At 57.5% G+C, this 17968-nt stretch carries 16 protein-coding genes and 1 tRNA gene; 6 read left to right on the top strand and 11 right to left on the bottom strand.

The window, feature by feature from the left end; genetic code table 11:
* From ychF to V7665_RS00645, 6 genes are all read right to left on the bottom strand, one after another.
* A partial coding sequence (ychF, locus tag V7665_RS00670; RefSeq protein WP_335662605.1) for a redox-regulated ATPase YchF occupies positions 1-1019 on the bottom strand: 1019 nt, incomplete at its 3' end.
* Between the two features lie 122 nt (positions 1020-1141).
* Complete coding sequence (gene pth, locus V7665_RS00665) at positions 1142-1714, bottom strand: aminoacyl-tRNA hydrolase (protein ID WP_335662604.1); 573 nt, start codon at positions 1712-1714, stop codon at positions 1142-1144.
* A 112-nt stretch (positions 1715-1826) separates the two neighbouring features.
* The gene (locus V7665_RS00660; RefSeq protein ID WP_335662603.1) at positions 1827-2483 is read right to left on the bottom strand and encodes a 50S ribosomal protein L25/general stress protein Ctc; all 657 of its coding nucleotides are present in this window, start codon (positions 2481-2483) and stop codon (positions 1827-1829) included.
* Between the two features lie 138 nt (positions 2484-2621).
* Positions 2622-3419, bottom strand: a complete 798-nt coding sequence (locus V7665_RS00655) for an acyl-CoA thioesterase (RefSeq protein ID WP_335662602.1) — start codon at positions 3417-3419, stop codon at positions 2622-2624.
* Between the two features lie 12 nt (positions 3420-3431).
* Positions 3432-4346: a TraB/GumN family protein gene (locus V7665_RS00650; protein WP_335662601.1), complete on the bottom strand. Its 915-nt coding sequence runs from the start codon at positions 4344-4346 to the stop codon at positions 3432-3434.
* A gap of 52 nt (positions 4347-4398) precedes the next feature.
* A complete protein-coding gene (locus V7665_RS00645) occupies positions 4399-5346 on the bottom strand; it encodes a TraB/GumN family protein (RefSeq protein ID WP_335662600.1) in 948 nt (315 codons plus the stop codon).
* Positions 5347-5491: 145 nt separating this feature from the next.
* Between V7665_RS00645 and V7665_RS00640 the strand changes: the two genes are divergently transcribed.
* The 4 genes from V7665_RS00640 to ppdK all read left to right on the top strand — a co-directional run bounded on the left by V7665_RS00640 (position 5492) and on the right by ppdK (position 14083).
* Positions 5492-7597 (top strand): molybdopterin oxidoreductase family protein, encoded by a 2106-nt coding sequence (locus V7665_RS00640; RefSeq protein ID WP_335662599.1) that lies wholly within the window; start codon positions 5492-5494, stop codon positions 7595-7597.
* A gap of 239 nt (positions 7598-7836) precedes the next feature.
* Positions 7837-8709 carry a glycine--tRNA ligase subunit alpha gene (locus tag V7665_RS00635; RefSeq protein ID WP_335662598.1) on the top strand — a complete coding sequence of 291 codons (873 nt, stop codon included), beginning with the start codon at positions 7837-7839 and terminating at the stop codon, positions 8707-8709.
* Between the two features lie 112 nt (positions 8710-8821).
* Positions 8822-11185 (top strand): glycine--tRNA ligase subunit beta, encoded by a 2364-nt coding sequence (gene glyS / locus V7665_RS00630; protein WP_335662597.1) that lies wholly within the window; start codon positions 8822-8824, stop codon positions 11183-11185.
* A 219-nt stretch (positions 11186-11404) separates the two neighbouring features.
* Entirely contained in the window at positions 11405-14083 is a 2679-nt protein-coding gene (gene ppdK, locus V7665_RS00625; RefSeq protein ID WP_335662596.1) for a pyruvate, phosphate dikinase, read from the top strand.
* Positions 14084-14099: 16 nt separating this feature from the next.
* Here the strand turns inward: ppdK and V7665_RS00620 are convergent, their stop codons facing one another.
* Positions 14100-14324 carry a hypothetical protein gene (locus V7665_RS00620; RefSeq protein ID WP_335662595.1) on the bottom strand — a complete coding sequence of 75 codons (225 nt, stop codon included), beginning with the start codon at positions 14322-14324 and terminating at the stop codon, positions 14100-14102.
* 144 nt (positions 14325-14468) lie between these two features.
* Between V7665_RS00620 and V7665_RS00615 the strand changes: the two genes are divergently transcribed.
* A tRNA-Arg gene (locus tag V7665_RS00615) sits at positions 14469-14545 on the top strand.
* A gap of 101 nt (positions 14546-14646) precedes the next feature.
* Positions 14647-15267 carry a GTP cyclohydrolase I FolE gene (gene folE, locus V7665_RS00610; RefSeq protein ID WP_335662594.1) on the top strand — a complete coding sequence of 207 codons (621 nt, stop codon included), beginning with the start codon at positions 14647-14649 and terminating at the stop codon, positions 15265-15267.
* 12 nt (positions 15268-15279) lie between these two features.
* Here folE and V7665_RS00605 read toward each other — a convergent pair whose 3' ends face one another.
* From V7665_RS00605 to rpsR, 4 genes are all read right to left on the bottom strand, one after another.
* Entirely contained in the window at positions 15280-15936 is a 657-nt protein-coding gene (locus V7665_RS00605) for a Fe2+-dependent dioxygenase (protein WP_335662593.1), read from the bottom strand.
* The gene (locus V7665_RS00600) at positions 15936-16982 is read right to left on the bottom strand and encodes a hypothetical protein (RefSeq protein WP_335662592.1); all 1047 of its coding nucleotides are present in this window, start codon (positions 16980-16982) and stop codon (positions 15936-15938) included. The genes V7665_RS00605 and V7665_RS00600 overlap by 1 nt, the downstream gene beginning before the upstream one ends.
* 87 nt (positions 16983-17069) lie before the next feature.
* The gene (gene rplI / locus V7665_RS00595) at positions 17070-17729 is read right to left on the bottom strand and encodes a 50S ribosomal protein L9 (protein WP_335662591.1); all 660 of its coding nucleotides are present in this window, start codon (positions 17727-17729) and stop codon (positions 17070-17072) included.
* 10 nt (positions 17730-17739) lie between these two features.
* Positions 17740-17964 (bottom strand): 30S ribosomal protein S18, encoded by a 225-nt coding sequence (rpsR, locus tag V7665_RS00590; protein ID WP_067199291.1) that lies wholly within the window; start codon positions 17962-17964, stop codon positions 17740-17742.
* Positions 17965-17968 lie beyond the last annotated feature (4 nt).

Raw genomic sequence — 17968 nt, 5'->3', positions numbered from 1 at the left:
CGGGCGGCGCTTTCGCCGCCAAGTGCGACATAATCATCAAAGGCGATGGTTTCGGCGCGAATGAAACCGCGTTCAAAGTCGCTGTGGATTTCGCCGGCTGCCTCGGGTGCCTTTGCCCCCTTGTGGACGGTCCATGCGCGCGCTTCCTTGGGGCCAACGGTGAAGAAAGTCTGCAGATTGAGCAGCTGGTATCCAGCACGAATGACCCGTGCGAGACCGGATTCTTCCAGCCCCAGTTCGGCGAGAAATTCGGCCCGGTCTTCCGGCTCCATCTCGACCAGTTCGGATTCGATGGCGGCGGATACGATCACCGCTTCCGCGCCCTCGGCCTTGGCCTTTTCAAACACGGCAGCGCTCATTGCATTGCCGGTGGCGGCATCGGCTTCGCTGACATTGCAGACATAGAGCACTGGCTTGGCCGTCAGCAACTGCGACTGGTCAAAAATCCTCTGTTCTTCCTCACCCTCGGGTTCGGTCAGGCGTGCCGGCTTGCCTTCGCGCAGCAATTCCAGTGCCTGGCCCAATACGCTGGCGGCAATCTTGGCTTCCTTGTCGCCGCTGGTCGCTTTTTTCTGAAAGGCGGGCACGCGTTTTTCCAGGCTTTCCAGATCGGAGAGCAGCAGTTCGGTCTCGACGATTTCCGCGTCGGAAATCGGATCGATCTTGTTGGCGACATGCTGGATATCGTCATCCTCGAAACAGCGCAGAACGTGGACGATCGCGTCGACTTCGCGGATGTTGCCGAGAAACTGGTTGCCCAGGCCTTCGCCTTGCGACGCGCCCTTGACCAGGCCGGCTATGTCGACAAAGGCGAGCTGCGTTTCGATGATCTTGGCGCTGCCGGCGATTTTGGCGATCTGGTCGAGTCGCGGATCGGGCACGGCAACCTGGCCGACATTCGGCTCGATCGTGCAAAAGGGATAATTGGCCGCCTGCGCCGCCTGCGTCTCGGTCAGTGCATTGAAAAGCGTTGATTTTCCGACGTTGGGCAAGCCAACGATACCGCATTTGAAACCCATTTTATTAACTCCGTCATGCTGAACTTGATTCAGCATCCAGTGCCAAATCGTTCAAAAATTGCGCATATACGCTCTGGACCCTGAATCAAGTTCAGGGTGACGATATTATTTAAAAATGCCCGCTATTCTTCCTGCATCCGCATCGCAACTTCGCTCATGAACCGCGCATCATCGCCCTTCGCGAGCCAGTCCGCTTCGGCGGCAATCACGCCGAGCATATCCGCCAGATCGTCAATCTCCGACTTGGCATAATTGCCCAGCACATGACCGGTGACCCTGGCCTTGTGGCCGGGGTGGCCGATGCCGATGCGTACCCGGCGGAAATCGGGGCCAATATGGGCGATCATCGATCGTATGCCATTATGACCCGCTGCACCGCCGCCGCGCTTGACCTTGACCCGGAACGGCTCGAGATCGAGCTCGTCATAGAAGACGGTGACGTCCTCCGGCTGCAATTTGTAGAAATCCAGTGCGGCCCGGACGCTGCAGCCGCTCTCGTTCATGAAGGTCGCCGGTTTGAGCAGGACCAGCTTTTCGCCGCCCAGCCGCGCTTCCATGGTCCAGCCCTTGAACTTCTGCTTGGGCGGCGGAAAGCCATGCACTTCTTCGAGCGCGTCAATCACCATGAAGCCGACATTGTGCCGGTGCATCGCATATTGCGCGCCCGGATTGCCAAGGCCGACCCATAGTTGCATTTTCTAACGCGCTCCCTGCTCGTCGCAGACTTCTTGACAGACAAAAAAACCGTCCATGCTCTGATTGATCGGCATGGACGGTTTTTCGTTACATTGTTTTATAAAGAAAGGTCTAGTCTTCGGAATCGCCTTCTTCGCCTTCAGCTTCAGCTGCTTCTTCTGCTTCTTCGCTGGCTTCTGCTTCGTCATCAGAAGATTTCAGAGCAGATGGTGCGGTGACACCAGCAATGGTGAAGTCACGATCGGTGATCGTGCTTTCCGCGCCCTTGGGCAGGGTGATGCTGGAAATGTGGATCGAATCGCCAATTTCCAGACCGGTTACATCGATTTCGATCTGGTCTGGAATATGATCCGCATCGCACATCAGGTCGAGTTCATGACGCACAACGTTCATGACGCCGCCACGTTTCAGGCCCGGAGACTCTTCCTGGTTGATGAAGACAACAGGAATATCGACCTGAACCTTCGCGCCCTTTGCAAGGCGGAAGAAGTCAACATGCAGCGGACGGTCCGAGAGCGGATCAAAAGCAACATCTTTTGGCAGTGTCCGGGTTTTTACGCCGTTGAGTTCGACCTGAATCAGCGAGTTCATGAAATGGCCGGTGCCGAGCAATTTGTTCAATGCACGCGCTTCGACATGAATTGCTATGGCTTCTTTCTTGTCGCCGTAGATAACGGCGGGGACACGGCCTTCGCGACGCAGTGCACGGGAGGCTCCCTTGCCAGCCCGTTCGCGTGGCTCGGCTGAAATAGTCAGCTGATCACTCATAATGTTGCTCCAAAATTAGTTTTTGTTAGATTTCCGCCACGCCTCCAGGGTGCTAATGGCCGGAAAGAGGGCGCTATAAGGTCGGAACATGGCAAAAGCAAGGGATTTGCAGCCCAGAATCGACCTAGCAGAATCGGTCTAGCGGAAAAATCCGATCTGCGAGCTTGTCGCCAGCAATATGCCGCTTTGCGACCAGATTTCGGCGCGTCCGTCGGTGGCGCTGTTCCTGACCGTCGCGCCTGTCACTCGCAGCAGCAGAAAATCGCTGCCCGCAGCCGCCAGATCGTCATCGCTCGCGTAAATATAGGTCGCCATGGATACGGTCGAGCCGGGACGGAATTGTTCGGTGACGAAAAATGTCCGGGGCATGGGCGTATCCAAAATCGAGAAAAGACTGACCCGGTCGACCGGACGACCGTCTGCTTCCTTGATCCAGACGATCGCTTCCGGTGATTCGTTGACCGCGAAGGGCATGCCCTTGGCGATGCGCTGATCATAGTGAGTGACCCATTTGGGTGCCATCGGATTGACCGACGGCAAGGAAATAGAATCGACTGGCGATTTGGCCTTTGGCATCTCCACCTGATAGTCGATATCGGTCGGGCGACGGGTGCTGGTGATGATATCGGCGGCGTTGGTCATTGCGCCATTTTGCGACAGCTCGACGCGCCAGAACTGGGTCGAGGCGCCCGCACGGAGCAATTTGACGGAGAGCTTGACCTCGCCCGGGCCGACGCCGGTCATGAAAATAATCTGCTGCGACACCAGCGGGCCACGGCGTTCGGGATGCATTTCGACGGCCTGGGCAGCAATGGCTGCCACCCATCCACCAAAGGCCATGCCAGTGGGATTGCGATATATATCACTCGCCTCGATTGTGAATTGCCCGTCTTCCAGCGCGACAAGCGCGGTTTCGCGATCAAATATAAATGTCATGCAATGCCCTGATTATTGAATTTTTTCGATTTTGTAGCCGCGTTTCGCGAGCGTTTCCTGAACCGCGTCCGGTCCGACGAGATGGGCCGCGCCAACCGCTACCAGCGATGTGCCGGTTTTTTGCAAGCGCTTGTCCAGCTGCTCCGCCCAGTCCAGATTGCGCGCCACCAGCAGATATTGGCGTGTTTTGGCGTCGGTCAATATCCCGGTGTCGGAAAGCGTCACAATCTCTTCGAGATTGCCGGTCATCCAGGCGTTGAACAATTTTTCAAAGGCTTTTTGGGCATCGGCTGAATCCTCAACCACGCTGGCCAGCATCTTGCGCTGCTGCGCTTCGGGAAGCTTGTCGAAATAGCCCAATTGCAGCTCGATGGTTTCCAGTGCCTCAATCGGTTTTTCTGCCTCTTTGAACTGGGCGAGGAGTTTTTTCTCGACGCTGCTGCTCGAATCGAGCCCCAGTCCCTTGGTCTGTGCGGATGCCAGCGACAGGGCCGCTGCCCAGGTTTCCATGCGGTTGAGCGTGCGCTCGGAAATATTGGAGGCGTCGATGATCCGGTCGAGGTCGTCGCGCAAGGAGGGATCGATGCGCGCGTCCAGCTTTTCTTGCCCGGGCGAAACCGCCAGTCGGGAAAATATCTTGGCGGCGTTCTGGGGGTCATCCAGTCCAAGCACTTCAATCACCAGCTGGTCCGAATCGGCAATCGCGGCCTCAAGCGTCGGCGTGCGCCATTGGACGTCGTTGGGCAGGATGTGAATCGTGCCGAACATATAGACCACACCGATCTGGCCGGGCTGGGTGCCGCTGACCTTCCACAGGGCAGGCGTGCCGGTCTTGACCGTGTTCAGGGTGACAGGATCGGGCGCATTGTTGCAGGCGCTGAGCAACAGGGCAGCCAGGAGGGAGAGGAAGGTGGATATGATTCGCATGGGACCTATTTGGTGAGATTGCCGGGAAAAGAAAGCCCGGGGTTGAGAATAATCAATATTCAATCCGTTCTGCAACAAGCCCTTTTTTCGCGAGAACCGCCTGCAGGCTGCTGTCTCCGGCGAGATGGCCGGCGCCGACCGCCAGGAATATTGTTCCGGGCTGTTCCATCCGCTGCTCAACCCATTCGGCCCAGTTGATGTTGCGATTGACCAGCAAAGTCTCGTACAGGATCTTGTCGTCCAGCCCGGCATTCATCAATTCACCCAGCGCGTCGACATTGGCATTGGCCCATTCGATGACCATCTGTTCCATGCCATCGGCGGCGTCATCAATCGTGTCGACGGTGAAATTGAGAAAGCGGATCTGCACCTCCTCGGGCAAATTGTCGAAAAATCCGAGCTGCTGTTTCGGTGTTTCAAGACCGGTAATCTTGATCGCCCGGGCCTTGGCCTGGGCCAGCAATTCATCCTCGACACCCTGATCAGCCGCATATCCGTTGCGCATCAGCGGGATCAGCGAAATATTGACGCTGGCGAACCAGGGGTCGAGCGGGTCGAACGAGGCGACCGGCAGGTTCAGCCGGGTCAGCACAGCTTCATATTTGGCCCGGTCTTCTGCGGTCAATTTGTCGCGCAGCGATACCCCGGTCTTGTCGATCGCCAGATCTTTGACAATGTTAGCCATCACCGCTGGGTCGGGCTTGATCATTTCGACAATCAGCTCGTCCGACGCATCAAAGCTTTTCTTCACCGCCTCATCGAACCATGTCATGCCGGGCTTCAGGATATGGACGGTGCCGAACAGATAGATGGTCGTGTCTTCATCCCTGATCACCCAGAGCGCGGGATCCGCATCATCCGGCATCACGGCAGGTACATCAGCGGTTGCCGCAACGGCATCGCTGCCGACGCTGGCAATATCCTGTTCGGTCGCCGGACAGGCGGTGAGCGACAGGTAGAGCGGAAGAAGCAAGGCGTTGAAAAGCCAGTTACGCGGCATGAAATAGTTGCTCCGGCAGAAGGTGGGACGGGCTTCATTGAACAATTGACAACAAATGCCCAGCAAATTTTGACCGATGGTCTGGCGGCACTGGCGACCGCTGCATAAATCTGTTAACCGGATGATTAAATCAAGGAGTTTTTCGATGAGCACGATCCACGCCCGCACCTGTCATATATGTGAAGCCAATTGCGGCGTGCTTGTGGAGGTCGAGGGTCGCGAGATTCTGTCGATCAAGGGCAACCCCAATCATGTGCTGAGCCGGGGCCATATTTGCCCGAAGGCGACCGCGATCGCCGATCTGCAGGATGATCCAGACCGCCTGCACAAGCCGGTGAAAAAAGTCGATGGCCAGTGGCAGGAAATTGGCTGGCAACAGGCTTTTTCCGAAATTGCCGCGCGGCTGCTCGACCTCAAGGGGCAGGGTGCGAAACCGGCCATGTATATGGGCAATCCCAGCGCCCATGATTATGGCATATCCACCCAGATCAGCACCTTGCGCCGGGCGATTGGCCTGAAAAATATCTATTCCGCCTCGACGCTGGACCAGATCCCGCATCATGTCGTGCAATATCATATGTACGGCCATGTCAGCCTCGCCGCCGTGCCGGATATCGACCGCAGCCAGTATTTGCTGATCATCGGCGGCAATCCGGCTGCGTCCAACGGTAGCATCTGGACCGTGCCCGATTTCAAGAAACGCGTGAAGGGAATGCAGGCCCGCGATGGCAGGCTGGTCGTCGTCGATCCGCGCCGGACCGAGACCGCCAAACTCGCCGATGCGCATCATTTCGTCAAGCCGGGGACCGATACAGCCTTGTTGATCGGAATTTTGAAAAGCATTTTTGATGCCGGGCTGGCCGACACCGCCCGACTCGATGCGATATTGGATGACAGCTGGGACACGATCGAACCGGCGATTGCCGGCTTTGATATGGATCAGCTTGCCGCCCATTGCGGCATAAAGGTCGAGACCATGCAGGACATGGCGGCGCAGCTGGCCGCTGACCAGCCCGCCGCAATCTATGGCCGGATGGGGGTCTCGGTCTGTGAATTTGGCACGCTCAACCAGTGGCTGATCCAGGTGATCAATATCGCTGCCGGTAATCTCGACCGGGTCGGCGGTACGATGGTGCCGGAACCGGCGCTCGACACGATCAATCTGGTCGGCAGGGGATCGGTGCGCACCGCCGACACCGTGCGCGGGGAAATGCCATCGGTGATGAGCGAGCTTCCGATGGTGACCTTCGCCGATGAGATGCTGCGCGACGATGACGACAAGGAACGCATCCGCTCGCTGTTCGTGGTCACCGGCAACCCGGTTTTGTCATCGCCCGATGGCGCAAAACTCGACCGGGCGCTGGAAAGACTCGACCTGATGGTTTCCTTCGACATGTATGTCACCGAAACCAGCCGCCACGCCGACTATATATTGCCGCCCTGCGGGCCGCTGGAAAAGGATCATTATCCATTTTTCTTCGGGCCGCTGGCGATCCGCAACTATGCCAGCTACTCGCCGGCGATTTTCGCGCTGCAGGAGGGCGAGAAGACCGACTGGGAAATTATCGCCGAACTGGCGCGGGAAATATTGGCGCAGGACGGGCAGGATGTGCCCAATATCCGCGAACCGCGCGATGTGCTCGACGGCATGTTGCAAAGCTCTCCTGCTGGTCTGACGCTGGCCGAGGTGGAAGCCGCGCCCAATGGCATCGATCTCGGTCCCTTGCGGCCGTGCATGGCCGAGCGGCTGCGCACCGAGGACAAGAAGATCCTCTGCGCCCACCCCGATTTTCTTGCCGAATTGCAGCGCTTTGCCGCTTCGCTTGATGATGAGCAACCGGACAGCATGCGCCTGATTGGTCGCCGTCATGTCCGGCAGAACAACAGCTGGCTGCACAATAGCAAGCGGCTGCTGAAAGGCCCGGACCGCTGCACGTTGATGATCCACCCCGATGACGCCAGCGCGCGCGGGCTGGCCGACGGCGACATGGCCAGCATCACCAGCCGGGTGAACAGCGTCGATATCCCGGTCGAGGTCACCGATGACGTCATGCCCGGTGTGGTGTCAATACCGCATGGTTTCGGTCATGGACGCAAAGGCGTCGGCCTGTCGGTAGCCCGCGAAAAACCGGGGGTATCGATCAATGATCTGACCGATACCGAACGCTTTGACCCGCTGTCCGGCAATGCCGTCTTGAATGCGGTTTCGGTGAAGGTGGCCAGAGTTGAGGAAATGGTCGCGGCGGAATGATCTGATAAAGCCCCTCCCTTTCAAGGGAGGGGTTGGGGTGGGATAGGCGAGTAGCGGCTCGATGCCGCTGCTCGACTTGCAGTCTCGCCACCACCCCAACCCCTCCTCTGAAGAGGAGGGGCTTTTCTGCATGCTGACCTCAACGATCCGATTCCTCCCTTGACCCTCTGCCGCCCTTTCGCCAAAGCAGCGCGTAAATATTGCACCTCCTTTTTTGGCATGCGAAGAAAGTCTTCATCTTGACCGATACGAAGCCGCTCAGCTTCCAGCAGATCATCCTGAAACTCCATGAATATTGGGGTGATCGCGGCTGTGCGATCCTGCAGCCCTATGACATGGAAATGGGCGCCGGGACGTTCCACACCGCGACCACCCTGCGCGCGCTCGGTCCCGATCCGTGGAAGGCGGCTTTTGCCCAGCCTTGCCGGCGGCCAACCGATGGTCGCTACGGCGAAAATCCCAACCGCTTGCAGCATTATTACCAATATCAGGTGATCCTCAAGCCATCGCCGCCAGATATCCAGCAGCTCTATCTCGACAGCCTGTCGGTGATCGGCATCGATCCGATGCTCCACGATATCCGCTTTGTCGAGGATGACTGGGAAAGCCCGACACTCGGCGCCTGGGGGCTCGGCTGGGAAGTCTGGTGCGACGGTATGGAAGTCACCCAATTCACCTATTTCCAGCAAATGGGCGGTTTCGACTGCAAGCCGGTGTCCGGCGAACTAACCTACGGGCTGGAACGGCTGGCCATGTACATCCAGGGCGTCGATAGCATTTATGATCTGGATTATAATGGTGCTGGAATGACTTACGGCGATATCTTCCTGGAGAATGAGAAGCAGATGTCGGAGTGGAACTTCGAGGTTGCCAATACCGATAGCCTGTTCGACCTGTTCAACAAGGCGGCCGCAGAGTGCGAGAATTGCCTCGACAAGAAACTGCCGATTCCTGCCTATGAGCAAGCGATCAAGGCCAGCCATGTGTTCAACTTGCTGCAGGCGCGCGGGGTGATCAGCGTCCAGGAACGGGCCAGCTACATGGGCCGCGTCCGCGATCTCGCCAAGGGCAGCTGTGAAGCGCATATGATCAAGAACGGATGGGCAGCGTGATTATTCGTCTGTCACTCGTCACCCCAGCGCAGGCTGGGGTCCAAACCAAGGGTGGTTCTCCCACGCAAGCCGGGTTGGATTCCAGCCTTCGCTGGAATGACGGTTTGCCATCATGACCGATTTCCTCCTCGAACTGCTCTCCGAAGAAATTCCCGCCCGCATGCAGGCCAAGGCGCGCGTTGATCTGGAGCGGCTATTCACCGCGCAGATCGCCGAAGCAGGCCTGAAAGCCGGCGCGATCACCGTCTATTCGACGCCAAGACGACTGGCGCTCATCGCCAAAGACCTGCCAGCGCAGACCGAAGCGGTCAGCGAAGAAGCCAAGGGGCCACCGGAAGCGGCACCCGATCAGGCGGTCGAGGGTTTCTGCCGCAAGAACGGCGTGACCCGCGACCAGCTGGAAGTGCGTGACGTCAAGGGGCGTCCGACCTATTTCGCCGTGATCAACAAGCCGGGCCGCGATACGAACGACGTGCTGGCGGAAGCCATACCGGCGATTATCCGGGCCTTCCCTTGGCCAAAATCGATGCGCTGGGGCGATGCCAGCGTCTCGACCGAAAGCCTGCGCTGGGTGCGGCCCTTGAGCGGCATCGTCGCGATCCTCGGCGATGACCTCGTTCCCTGCGAGATTGACGGCTTGACGTCAGGCTATGATACTGTCGGACATCGGTTTCATCATCAGGGCATGATCACCATCGGCAATGCCGGTGATTATGCCGAAAAACTCCGCGCCTGCCACGTCCTCGTCGATCATGAAGAACGCCAGAACATCATCCGCGACGGTGCCGCCAAGGCTGCATCGGATGCCGGACTGGATCTGGTCGAAGACGAAGGTCTGGTGATCGAGAATGCCGGCCTGACCGAATGGCCGGTGCCGTTGCTCGGCAGCTTTGATCCCGCCTTTCTGGATGTTCCGGAAGAGGTGATCCAGCTGACTGCGAGAGTGAACCAGAAATATTTCATCTGCCGCGACAAACAGGGCGCTTTGGCCCCGAATTTTGTCTGCACGGCGAATATCGCCGCCAGCGATGGCGGCAAGGCAATTATCGCGGGGAATGAAAAAGTCCTCGCCGCACGGCTCTCCGACGCCAAATTCTTCTGGGAACTTGACCAGAAGACCAAGTTGGAGGATCATGCAAAGAAATTGAGCAACATCGTGTTCCATGAGAAATTGGGAACGGTTGCCGACAAGGTAGAGCGTGTAGTCAAGTTGGCTGAGTGGTTGGCGTCTTTAGAAGGGACTGGGTTACTCCGTGCCAACCCAGAACAGACTCAACTGGCTGCACGTCTCTGCAAAGCTGATCTCGTCACCGAAATGGTTGGCGAGTTCCCCGAGCTGCAAGGCTTGATGGGCGGTTATTATGCAGAGAAACAAGGGCTTCCGGTAGAAGTCTCACACGCAATCAGAGATCATTACAAGCCGGTCGGGCAGGGCGATGATGTGCCCACCGATCCGGTGACCGTATATGTGAGTCTGGCGGACAAGCTGGATACGCTGGTTGGGTTTTTTGCGATTGATGAGACACCTACCGGATCTAAAGATCCGTTTGCACTTAGGCGTGCTGCATTAGCCATAATCAAATTAATAATAGAATCTAATATTTCCGTATCATTGCATTCGTTGATAGATCTGTCAGCACGTATTGGATATCGCACAACTGCAAATTCACTAATGGACCACCCTTTGTGGGGTAAGGCATTGCGAATAAAATCAGAAGAAAGAGCGCACGAATTTGGTAAAAGAATCGCTGAGCTCAAAAAAGGTTTTGATCTAGATCACAACGACAAAAGTATGATCGTAGTAGAGCGTATGGTGAGCTACCAAGATATGTTCTTGCGGGATAAGAGCGCAAGCCTCCTGGATTTCTTCGCCGACCGCCTCAAGGTCCAGCAACGCGAAGCGGGCGTCCGTCACGACCTGATCGATGCGGTATTCGCGCTTGGCGGCGAAGATGATCTGGTGCGCTTGCTCGCCCGGGTGAAGGCGTTGCAGGCATTTGTGGAAACTACGGATGGTGTGAACCTGCTGGCCGGTTACAAGCGGGCTTCTAATATTTTGAAGAAGGAAGGCGGCACCCGTGCCCCTGCAGAGGCAGGGGCCCATCTCCCGACCTCTGGCCTTGACACCGACACTCGTCATCCTGAACTTGTTTCAGGATCTCCCGAGGTCCTGAAACAAGTTCAGGATGACGAAATATCCGCAAAATCCCTTTCCTACACGCCCGAAAAGGCCGAAAAGGCCCTGATAGACGCGCTCGATGCGGCGCAACCGCAAGTGACCGCTGCGATCGAGGCGGAAGAGTTTGAAAAGGCGATGATGGCACTCGCCGCACTGCGCGCTCCGATCGACCAGTTTTTCGAGGATGTGACCGTGAATGATGATGAAGAAGCAAAGCGCGAAGCCCGGCTGGCCCTGCTGGCACGCTTCCGCAACGCCGTCCATCAAGTCGCTGATTTCTCGCAGATTGAGGGCTAGAAGAGTTTTGATTCATAACAGTGTAAAGTTTGTAAAGTTTGGCGGCGGTTTTTTGCGGTAACGGGACTGAACGAAAAGCCCCTCTCCTTCAGGGGAGGGGTTGGGGTGGGGCCTGTCCCCATTCACAAATTCGGAGACTGGCATCGAGCCAGCCTCCTCATAAACCACCCCTTTCCCCTCCTTTAAAAAGGAGGGGCGGGACAGTGATGAGGCAATTGAATGACCCAATATGTATATCGTTTCGGTGGCGGCATGGACGCAGACGGCGCGCCCGCTGATTCTACAGAGGCCCGCAACCTGCTCGGTGGCAAAGGGGCCAATCTTGCCGAAATGGCCAATATTGGCTTGCCCGTACCTCCCGGCTTTACGATTTCGACCGAAATGTGCACCCGATTCATGCAGGATGGCGGCAAATATCCGGATAGCCTGAACGCGGAAGTCGCGCAGGGCGTGGCCCATATCCAGGCGGTGACCGGCAAGACATTTGGCGATGCCGCCGATCCGCTGCTGGTCTCGGTGCGCTCCGGTGCCCGCGCCTCGATGCCCGGCATGATGGATACCGTGCTCAATCTCGGTTTGAACGATGACACCGTCGAAGGTCTGGCCAGGACCTCCGGTGACGAACGCTTTGCCTGGGACAGCTACCGCCGCTTCATCCAGATGTATTCCGATGTCGTGCTCCAGCTCGACCATGATGCATTTGAAGAAGCGCTGGAAATCATCAAGGAAGACAATGGCTTCTTCACCGATACTGAGATGGAGTCCAAACATTGGAAGGCTCTGGTCGCGGAATATAAGACGCTGGTTGAAAAGCTCTGGGGCAAGCCTTTCCCGCAGGACGTCAACGATCAGCTATGGGGCGCGGTCAGCGCCGTTTTCGGCAGCTGGCAGGCGGACCGGGCCAAGGTCTACCGCCGTCTCAACGATATTCCCTCCGAATGGGGCACCGCGGTCAATGTCCAGGCGATGGTATTCGGCAATATGGGCGAAACCAGCGCGACCGGCGTTGCCTTCACCCGCAATCCGTCGACCGGCGACAGCGCTTATTATGGCGAATGGCTGATCAACGCGCAGGGCGAAGATGTCGTCGCCGGTATCCGCACGCCGCAATATCTCTCCAGGGCAGCGCGCGAACAGGCCAATGCCAAGCCGCTGTCGATGGAAGAGGCGATGCCGGAGACCTATGAGGAACTGGCCACCGTCTTTGACCTGCTCGAACGCCATTATCGCGACATGCAGGATATCGAATTCACCGTGGAGCGCGGCAAATTGTGGATGCTGCAGACCCGCTCGGGCAAGCGCACCGCCAAGGCGGCGCTGAAAATTGCCGTCGACATGGCCCATGATGGCCTGATCACCGAGGAAGAAGCGGTAATGCGCGTCGATCCGATGGCGCTCGACCAATTGCTCCACCCGACGCTCGATCCGGACGCCAAGCGCGATGTGCTGACCACCGGCCTGCCGGCCTCTCCCGGCGCCGCCAGTGGCCTGATCGTGTTTGACAGCGACACCGCCGAACGGCGCACCGAAATGGGCGATGACGTTATCCTGGTGCGGACCGAGACCTCGCCTGAGGATATCCACGGCATGCATGCCGCCAAGGGTATCTTGACGGCGCGTGGCGGCATGACGTCACATGCCGCGGTGGTCGCCAGAGGCATGGGAAGACCTTGTGTTTCCGGCGCCGGCACCGTGTCGATCAACAATGAAACCAAGGTCATGAAGGTCGGCGACCGCGAACTCAAAGAAGGCGATATGCTGACCATCGATGGCAGCAATGGCCAGGTGATGGCCGGCTGTGTCGATACGATCCAGCCCGAACTGGTCGGCGATTTTGGCGTGCTGATGGTCTGGGCTGACAAGGTCCGCCGTCTCGGCGTCCGCACCAATGCGGAAACCCCGCTCGATTGTCAGGTGGCGCGCGATTTTGGCGCCGAAGGTATCGGCCTGTGCCGGACCGAGCATATGTTCTTTGATGCAGCGCGGATTACCGCGGTTCGCCAGATGATCCTCGCCCCCGACGAAAAGGGCCGGCGCGTCGCGCTGGCGAAATTGCTGCCCGAACAGCGCGATGATTTCCGACAGATATTCGAGGTCATGGTCGGCTTGCCGGTGACCATCCGTCTGCTCGATCCGCCGCTGCACGAATTTTTGCCGCATCATCAGTCGGAATTCGAGGAAGTGGCGAAAGCCGCCGATGTCGGCGTCGACACGCTGAAGCAGCGGGCCAATGAATTGCACGAATTCAACCCGATGCTCGGCCATCGCGGCTGCCGTCTTGGCGTCACTTATCCCGAAATCTACGAAATGCAGGCGCGGGCGATCTTTGAAGCAGCCTGTGAAGTGGCCGAAGCCAGCGGCGAAGCGCCGATTCCCGAAATCATGATCCCGCTGGTCGCCACCGCGCGCGAACTGGAATTGATGAAGGATGTGGTCGACCGGATGGCGAAGGAAGTGTTCGCCGAAAAGGGCCGCGAGATTGAATATCTGGTCGGTACAATGATCGAATTGCCGCGCGCCGCCCTGATGGCGGGCGCGATTGCCGAACATGGGCAGTTTTTCAGCTTTGGCACCAATGATCTGACCCAGACCACTTTGGGCGTCTCGCGCGACGATGCCGGGCGCTTCCTGACCCAATATGTCGACAAGGGCATTTTCCCGCGCGACCCGTTTGTCAGCCTCGATATCGAGGGCGTCGGCCAGTTGATCGAAATCGCCGCCGAACGGGGCAGGGCCGCTCGCCCCGACATCAAACTCGGCATTTGCGGCGAACATGGCGGAGATCCGGCTTCGATCGCCTTTTGTGAGAAAACCGGCCTCGATTATGTCAGCGCATCGCCTTATCGCGTGCCGATTGCCCGGCTAGCCGCGGCGCAGGCGGCGCTGTCGCAAAAATAGCTGGTCGGCTTTTGTGTCAAACGCAGGTTAGCGATGGTGGATTGGTGGTACAGTCGCAATGCGGCGATTGCGGCGCCGGGCAGTTTTTCCTGACGCCGTTGCAGGAGCAATAGCGGGCAAGCAATTTGTCATTCTGCCTGATCTCAACAATTTCCGCGTCGCCGCCATCCATATCGACCGATTGTGAAAATAATTGAATATCATTGTCCAGTTCGGCACTTAGCTTCATTTCATTTTTCATCTGATTTCCTCTCTGCATCGGTAGTTTGGAAATATTATCACTTCCGCCATTTTCAAACAAATTTGTGACCATGGCCGAAACTGTCATTTCCAAAAAAACGCCTTGCCAGCGGGTTATTCAGCCCCTATCTGCACCCTCTGGTTAGCGCCCATAGCTCAGCTGGATAGAGTACTTGACTACGAATCAAGGGGTCGGGAGTTCGAATCTCTCTGGGCGCACCACTTTCCCTCTTTTGTCAGACCATGTCCCAAGGTGCACTTGCGCACGGGGCCTCGCTGGCGTAGTTTGTCGGCATTGCATGTGATGAAATGAAGGATCTGTCTTGGCCGATTATTCCAACTCCATTGTCGACGCGCTTGCCGAACGCGAAGCCCAGAAACTTCCGGTACCCGACGAGGTCCAGGAAGCGGTGCGGACGCTGCTTCGCTGGGCCGGCGACGACCCGAAGCGCGAGGGCCTGGTCGACACCCCGAAACGGGTGGCGCGGGCGTGGAAGGAATATTGTGAGGGCTATGGAGAAAATCCGGCGATGCATCTGGCGCGGACGTTCGAGGAAGTGGGCGGCTATGACGAGCTGGTGCTGCTCAAGGACATTCCGTTCCATTCCCATTGCGAACATCATATGGCACCGATCATCGGCAAGGCGAGCATCGCCTATATGCCGACCGACAAGGTTGTTGGCATTTCCAAACTGGCCCGCGTGCTCCACGGTTTCGCCCGGCGCCTGCAAGTGCAGGAACGGCTGACCGCCGAGGTTGCCGAATGTATCTGGGACAATCTCAAGCCGCATGGCGTTGCCGTGGTGATCGAGGCGAGCCACAGCTGCATGACCGCCCGCGGTGTACGCACGCCCGGCGTCGGGATGATTACCAGTCGGCTGTTCGGTTGTTTTCTGGAAGATGCCCGCAGCCGCAAGGAAGTCATGAGCCTGATGGGCTATTGACGGTAAGCCTGCTCAGCGCATCCATTTCCGCATCAGATTATATTGCACCGCCTGCAGGCGGGTGTAGTTCTCATGCGCCATGTTGAGACCTTCCAGCGCCGCCACTTCGTTCAGTTCGTAAAGCAGATTGCGCTTGGTCACATCGGGGAGCTTGCTCTGGATGAAGGTGATCGCCACCATCCGTTCGCCCTCGGTAACCGGCTCCACCTCGTGTAGCGTGGAGGATGGATAGACGATCGCCGTGCCCGGAATGCCCTTGAACCGCATGCCCGCCTCGCCCTGTGTGACATGGAGTGCGCCACCCTTGCAGTCGTTCACATCGCTCAGGAAAATGGTGCAGCTCAGGTCGGAGCGGAGCGGACCGTCGGGCAGGGGAATGATCGCGCTGTCGGCGTGCAGCCCATAGTTCATGCCCGGCTTATATCGTGTGATCAGCGGCGGCGCGACTTTCTCCGGGAATGCGAAATCGACAAATTCGCGATTGGCCATCAGCGCGTCGTGCAGGATTGTCGAAGATTTCTGATAGCCTTCGACATCATGCAGTTGCAGATTATTCTTCACCTTGCTGTGCGGATTGCTGATCTTGCCGTCGACAAATTTTGCCTTGTCGGCAATTTGTTTCAGTTCATTGACCTGACTTTGGTCGAGTAAGCTGAGCTGTTTGAACATTATCGTCTCGTTTCCGCTATTGCCATCGCGGCGGCAACTTTCGGAAAGCGCCGCGCCAATTGATCGACCCATAGCAGTGTCTGCCTGATATCGTCAGCATGAATTTGCGCTGCCTCGGCCAGAAGCTCTTCCCGCAGCGATGCGCTGTAATCATATTCGGGCGCCTTGGAATAGCTGGTCATGATCGGGCTGGAAACCAGGCTCTGGGAATCTTCCGGGGAAAGCTCTTGTCCAAAATGTTTGGCTGCTATCTGCAATTGCTCGGCGGGCTGGCTCAGAAAATCATCAAAATCCATCCACGCGATGCTTGCTGCGGGACAATGATACTCGGCATCACAGAGTGTCACCATCTCGCAAAGCCATCCCAGCGCGGCGGTCTGGGCAAGCGATAGCGTATCTTTCCCGTCCAAAGGCTGGCCGCAATGTTGCTCGAGCCGGAACAGCCTGAGATCGGTCAATGCTGCCGCCTCCTGCTTTGAAGATTCCCCGGCCAAAATGGTTTCCAGGTAGCGGTCAAGCGCGGCGAACAGGAAAAGCGCCGTGCCCTTGTTGGCCAAAAGAGGCCGGGCGAGCGGGCTGACAAAACTGCTCGCCTTGATCATCGCCCGCTGGTCGGCGTGAAATACGCGGGACAGCCAGTGTTCCACCTGCGCAAGTCGTTCGCTGTGCTCGTCGATTGTCCAGTTAATATCAGCTGGCTTGTTTACATGGATGTCGGCCAGCTGCCGCAATATCGCCGGTTCCCGCAGCGCGAGCACGCCGTCCAGTTCGCCCAACAGCCGCGAAATCAGAGTTGATCCGACATGGCCGACGTGAAAAATATATTGGGGTTTTGGGAGCGGCGGTAACGGCACCGCCGCGACATCCGCCCAGGCAACGATCTGCCGTGGGAGATCGGGGGTAAAAAGACGCTGGTCGAGAAAGCTGGCTTGGCGGAAGGCCGTCTCGCTCATCGTCGATAGCAGGACTTGATCCTTCTGCAGATCAGCGAGATGCGGAAAGAGCGCAGCATTCTGTGCAAAAGCGGACTGCCAATCGTTGTTCAACCCAGCCTCCAATGAAAAAGCCCGGATCTGGTGAACCGTCTTGCGACGTTCCAGACCCGGGCTTTCCAAATCAAAGTCAGAATAGGACTATTCCTTGGTTTCGGTATCGTCCTGCTCTGCTGTTTCGGTAGCTTCCGGAGCCGCTTCAGCAGCTTCTTCGCCGGCTTCTTGAGCGCCATCTTCGTCACCCAGGTCTTCGCTGTCGGGCGAAAGGGCCGCGGCGGCCAGTTCAGCCTGATCATCTTCAAACATCTGGGCGATCACGTCGACGCCGTCCTTCTGCATATCAGCTTCGTCATCCGAACGGGCGACATTGGCCTGAATGTTGACACTGACTTCTGGGTGGAGACGAACGCGGACATCGAAAACGCCGAGTGTCTTGATCGGTTTTTCCAGGATGACCATGCTCTTCTCGACCACGGTGCCTTTGCCGTCGGCGTTCAGCGCTTCGACAATGTCGCGAACCGACACGGAACCATAAAGCTGGCCGCTGGCAGACGATGCGCGGATCAGTACGATCTGCTTGCCATCGATGCTACCGGATGCCGCTTCGGCTTCTGTGCGCTTCGTTTCATTGTCCGCTTCGATCTGCTGGCGGTTGGCGTCAAAAACCTTCTTGTTCGCCGCGTTGGCGCGCAAGGCTTTCTTGTTGGGCAGCAGGAAATTGCGGGCATAGCCGTTTTTGACAGTGACGATGTCGCCAATGTTTCCCAGTTTCTCTACTCGTTCGAGCAAAATAATATCCATTGTTTCGCTCCTACTTCACGAGATACGGCAGCAGGCCAAGATGGCGGGCGCGTTTAATGGCTCTGGAGAGCTCGCGTTGCTTCTTGGCGGAAACTGCGGTGATACGACTTGGTACGATCTTGCCGCGTTCGGAAATGAATCCCTGCAGCGTCTTCACGTCTTTATAGTCGATGGGTTTTGCGTTCTTGCCGGAAAAGGGGCAGCTTTTGCGGCGACGGAAAAATGGACGTCCCATGTTT

The sequence above is a fragment of the Parasphingorhabdus sp. genome (assembly GCF_036964675.1).
In the GTDB taxonomy this organism is placed as follows: Bacteria; Pseudomonadota; Alphaproteobacteria; order Sphingomonadales; family Sphingomonadaceae; genus Parasphingorhabdus.
The sequence above is the reverse complement of the archived record's forward strand: the minus strand, read 5'-3'. Positions and strand labels throughout refer to the sequence as shown.

Coding starts and splice junctions, on each gene's coding strand:
- V7665_RS00620 (WP_335662595.1), bottom strand. CDS start 14,324: ATGAAAAATGAAATGAAGCTAAGTGCCGAACTGGACAATGATATTCAA.
- V7665_RS00655 (WP_335662602.1), bottom strand. CDS start 3,419: ATGACATTTATATTTGATCGCGAAACCGCGCTTGTCGCGCTGGAAGAC.
- V7665_RS00660 (WP_335662603.1), bottom strand. CDS start 2,483: ATGAGTGATCAGCTGACTATTTCAGCCGAGCCACGCGAACGGGCTGGC.
- pth (WP_335662604.1), bottom strand. CDS start 1,714: ATGCAACTATGGGTCGGCCTTGGCAATCCGGGCGCGCAATATGCGATG.
- rplI (WP_335662591.1), bottom strand. CDS start 17,729: ATGGATATTATTTTGCTCGAACGAGTAGAGAAACTGGGAAACATTGGC.
- V7665_RS00605 (WP_335662593.1), bottom strand. CDS start 15,936: ATGTTCAAACAGCTCAGCTTACTCGACCAAAGTCAGGTCAATGAACTG.
- V7665_RS00650 (WP_335662601.1), bottom strand. CDS start 4,346: ATGCGAATCATATCCACCTTCCTCTCCCTCCTGGCTGCCCTGTTGCTC.
- ppdK (WP_335662596.1), top strand. CDS start 11,405: ATGACCCAATATGTATATCGTTTCGGTGGCGGCATGGACGCAGACGGC.
- rpsR (WP_067199291.1), bottom strand. CDS start 17,964: ATGGGACGTCCATTTTTCCGTCGCCGCAAAAGCTGCCCCTTTTCCGGC.
- V7665_RS00645 (WP_335662600.1), bottom strand. CDS start 5,346: ATGCCGCGTAACTGGCTTTTCAACGCCTTGCTTCTTCCGCTCTACCTG.
- glyS (WP_335662597.1), top strand. CDS start 8,822: ATGACCGATTTCCTCCTCGAACTGCTCTCCGAAGAAATTCCCGCCCGC.
- V7665_RS00640 (WP_335662599.1), top strand. CDS start 5,492: ATGAGCACGATCCACGCCCGCACCTGTCATATATGTGAAGCCAATTGC.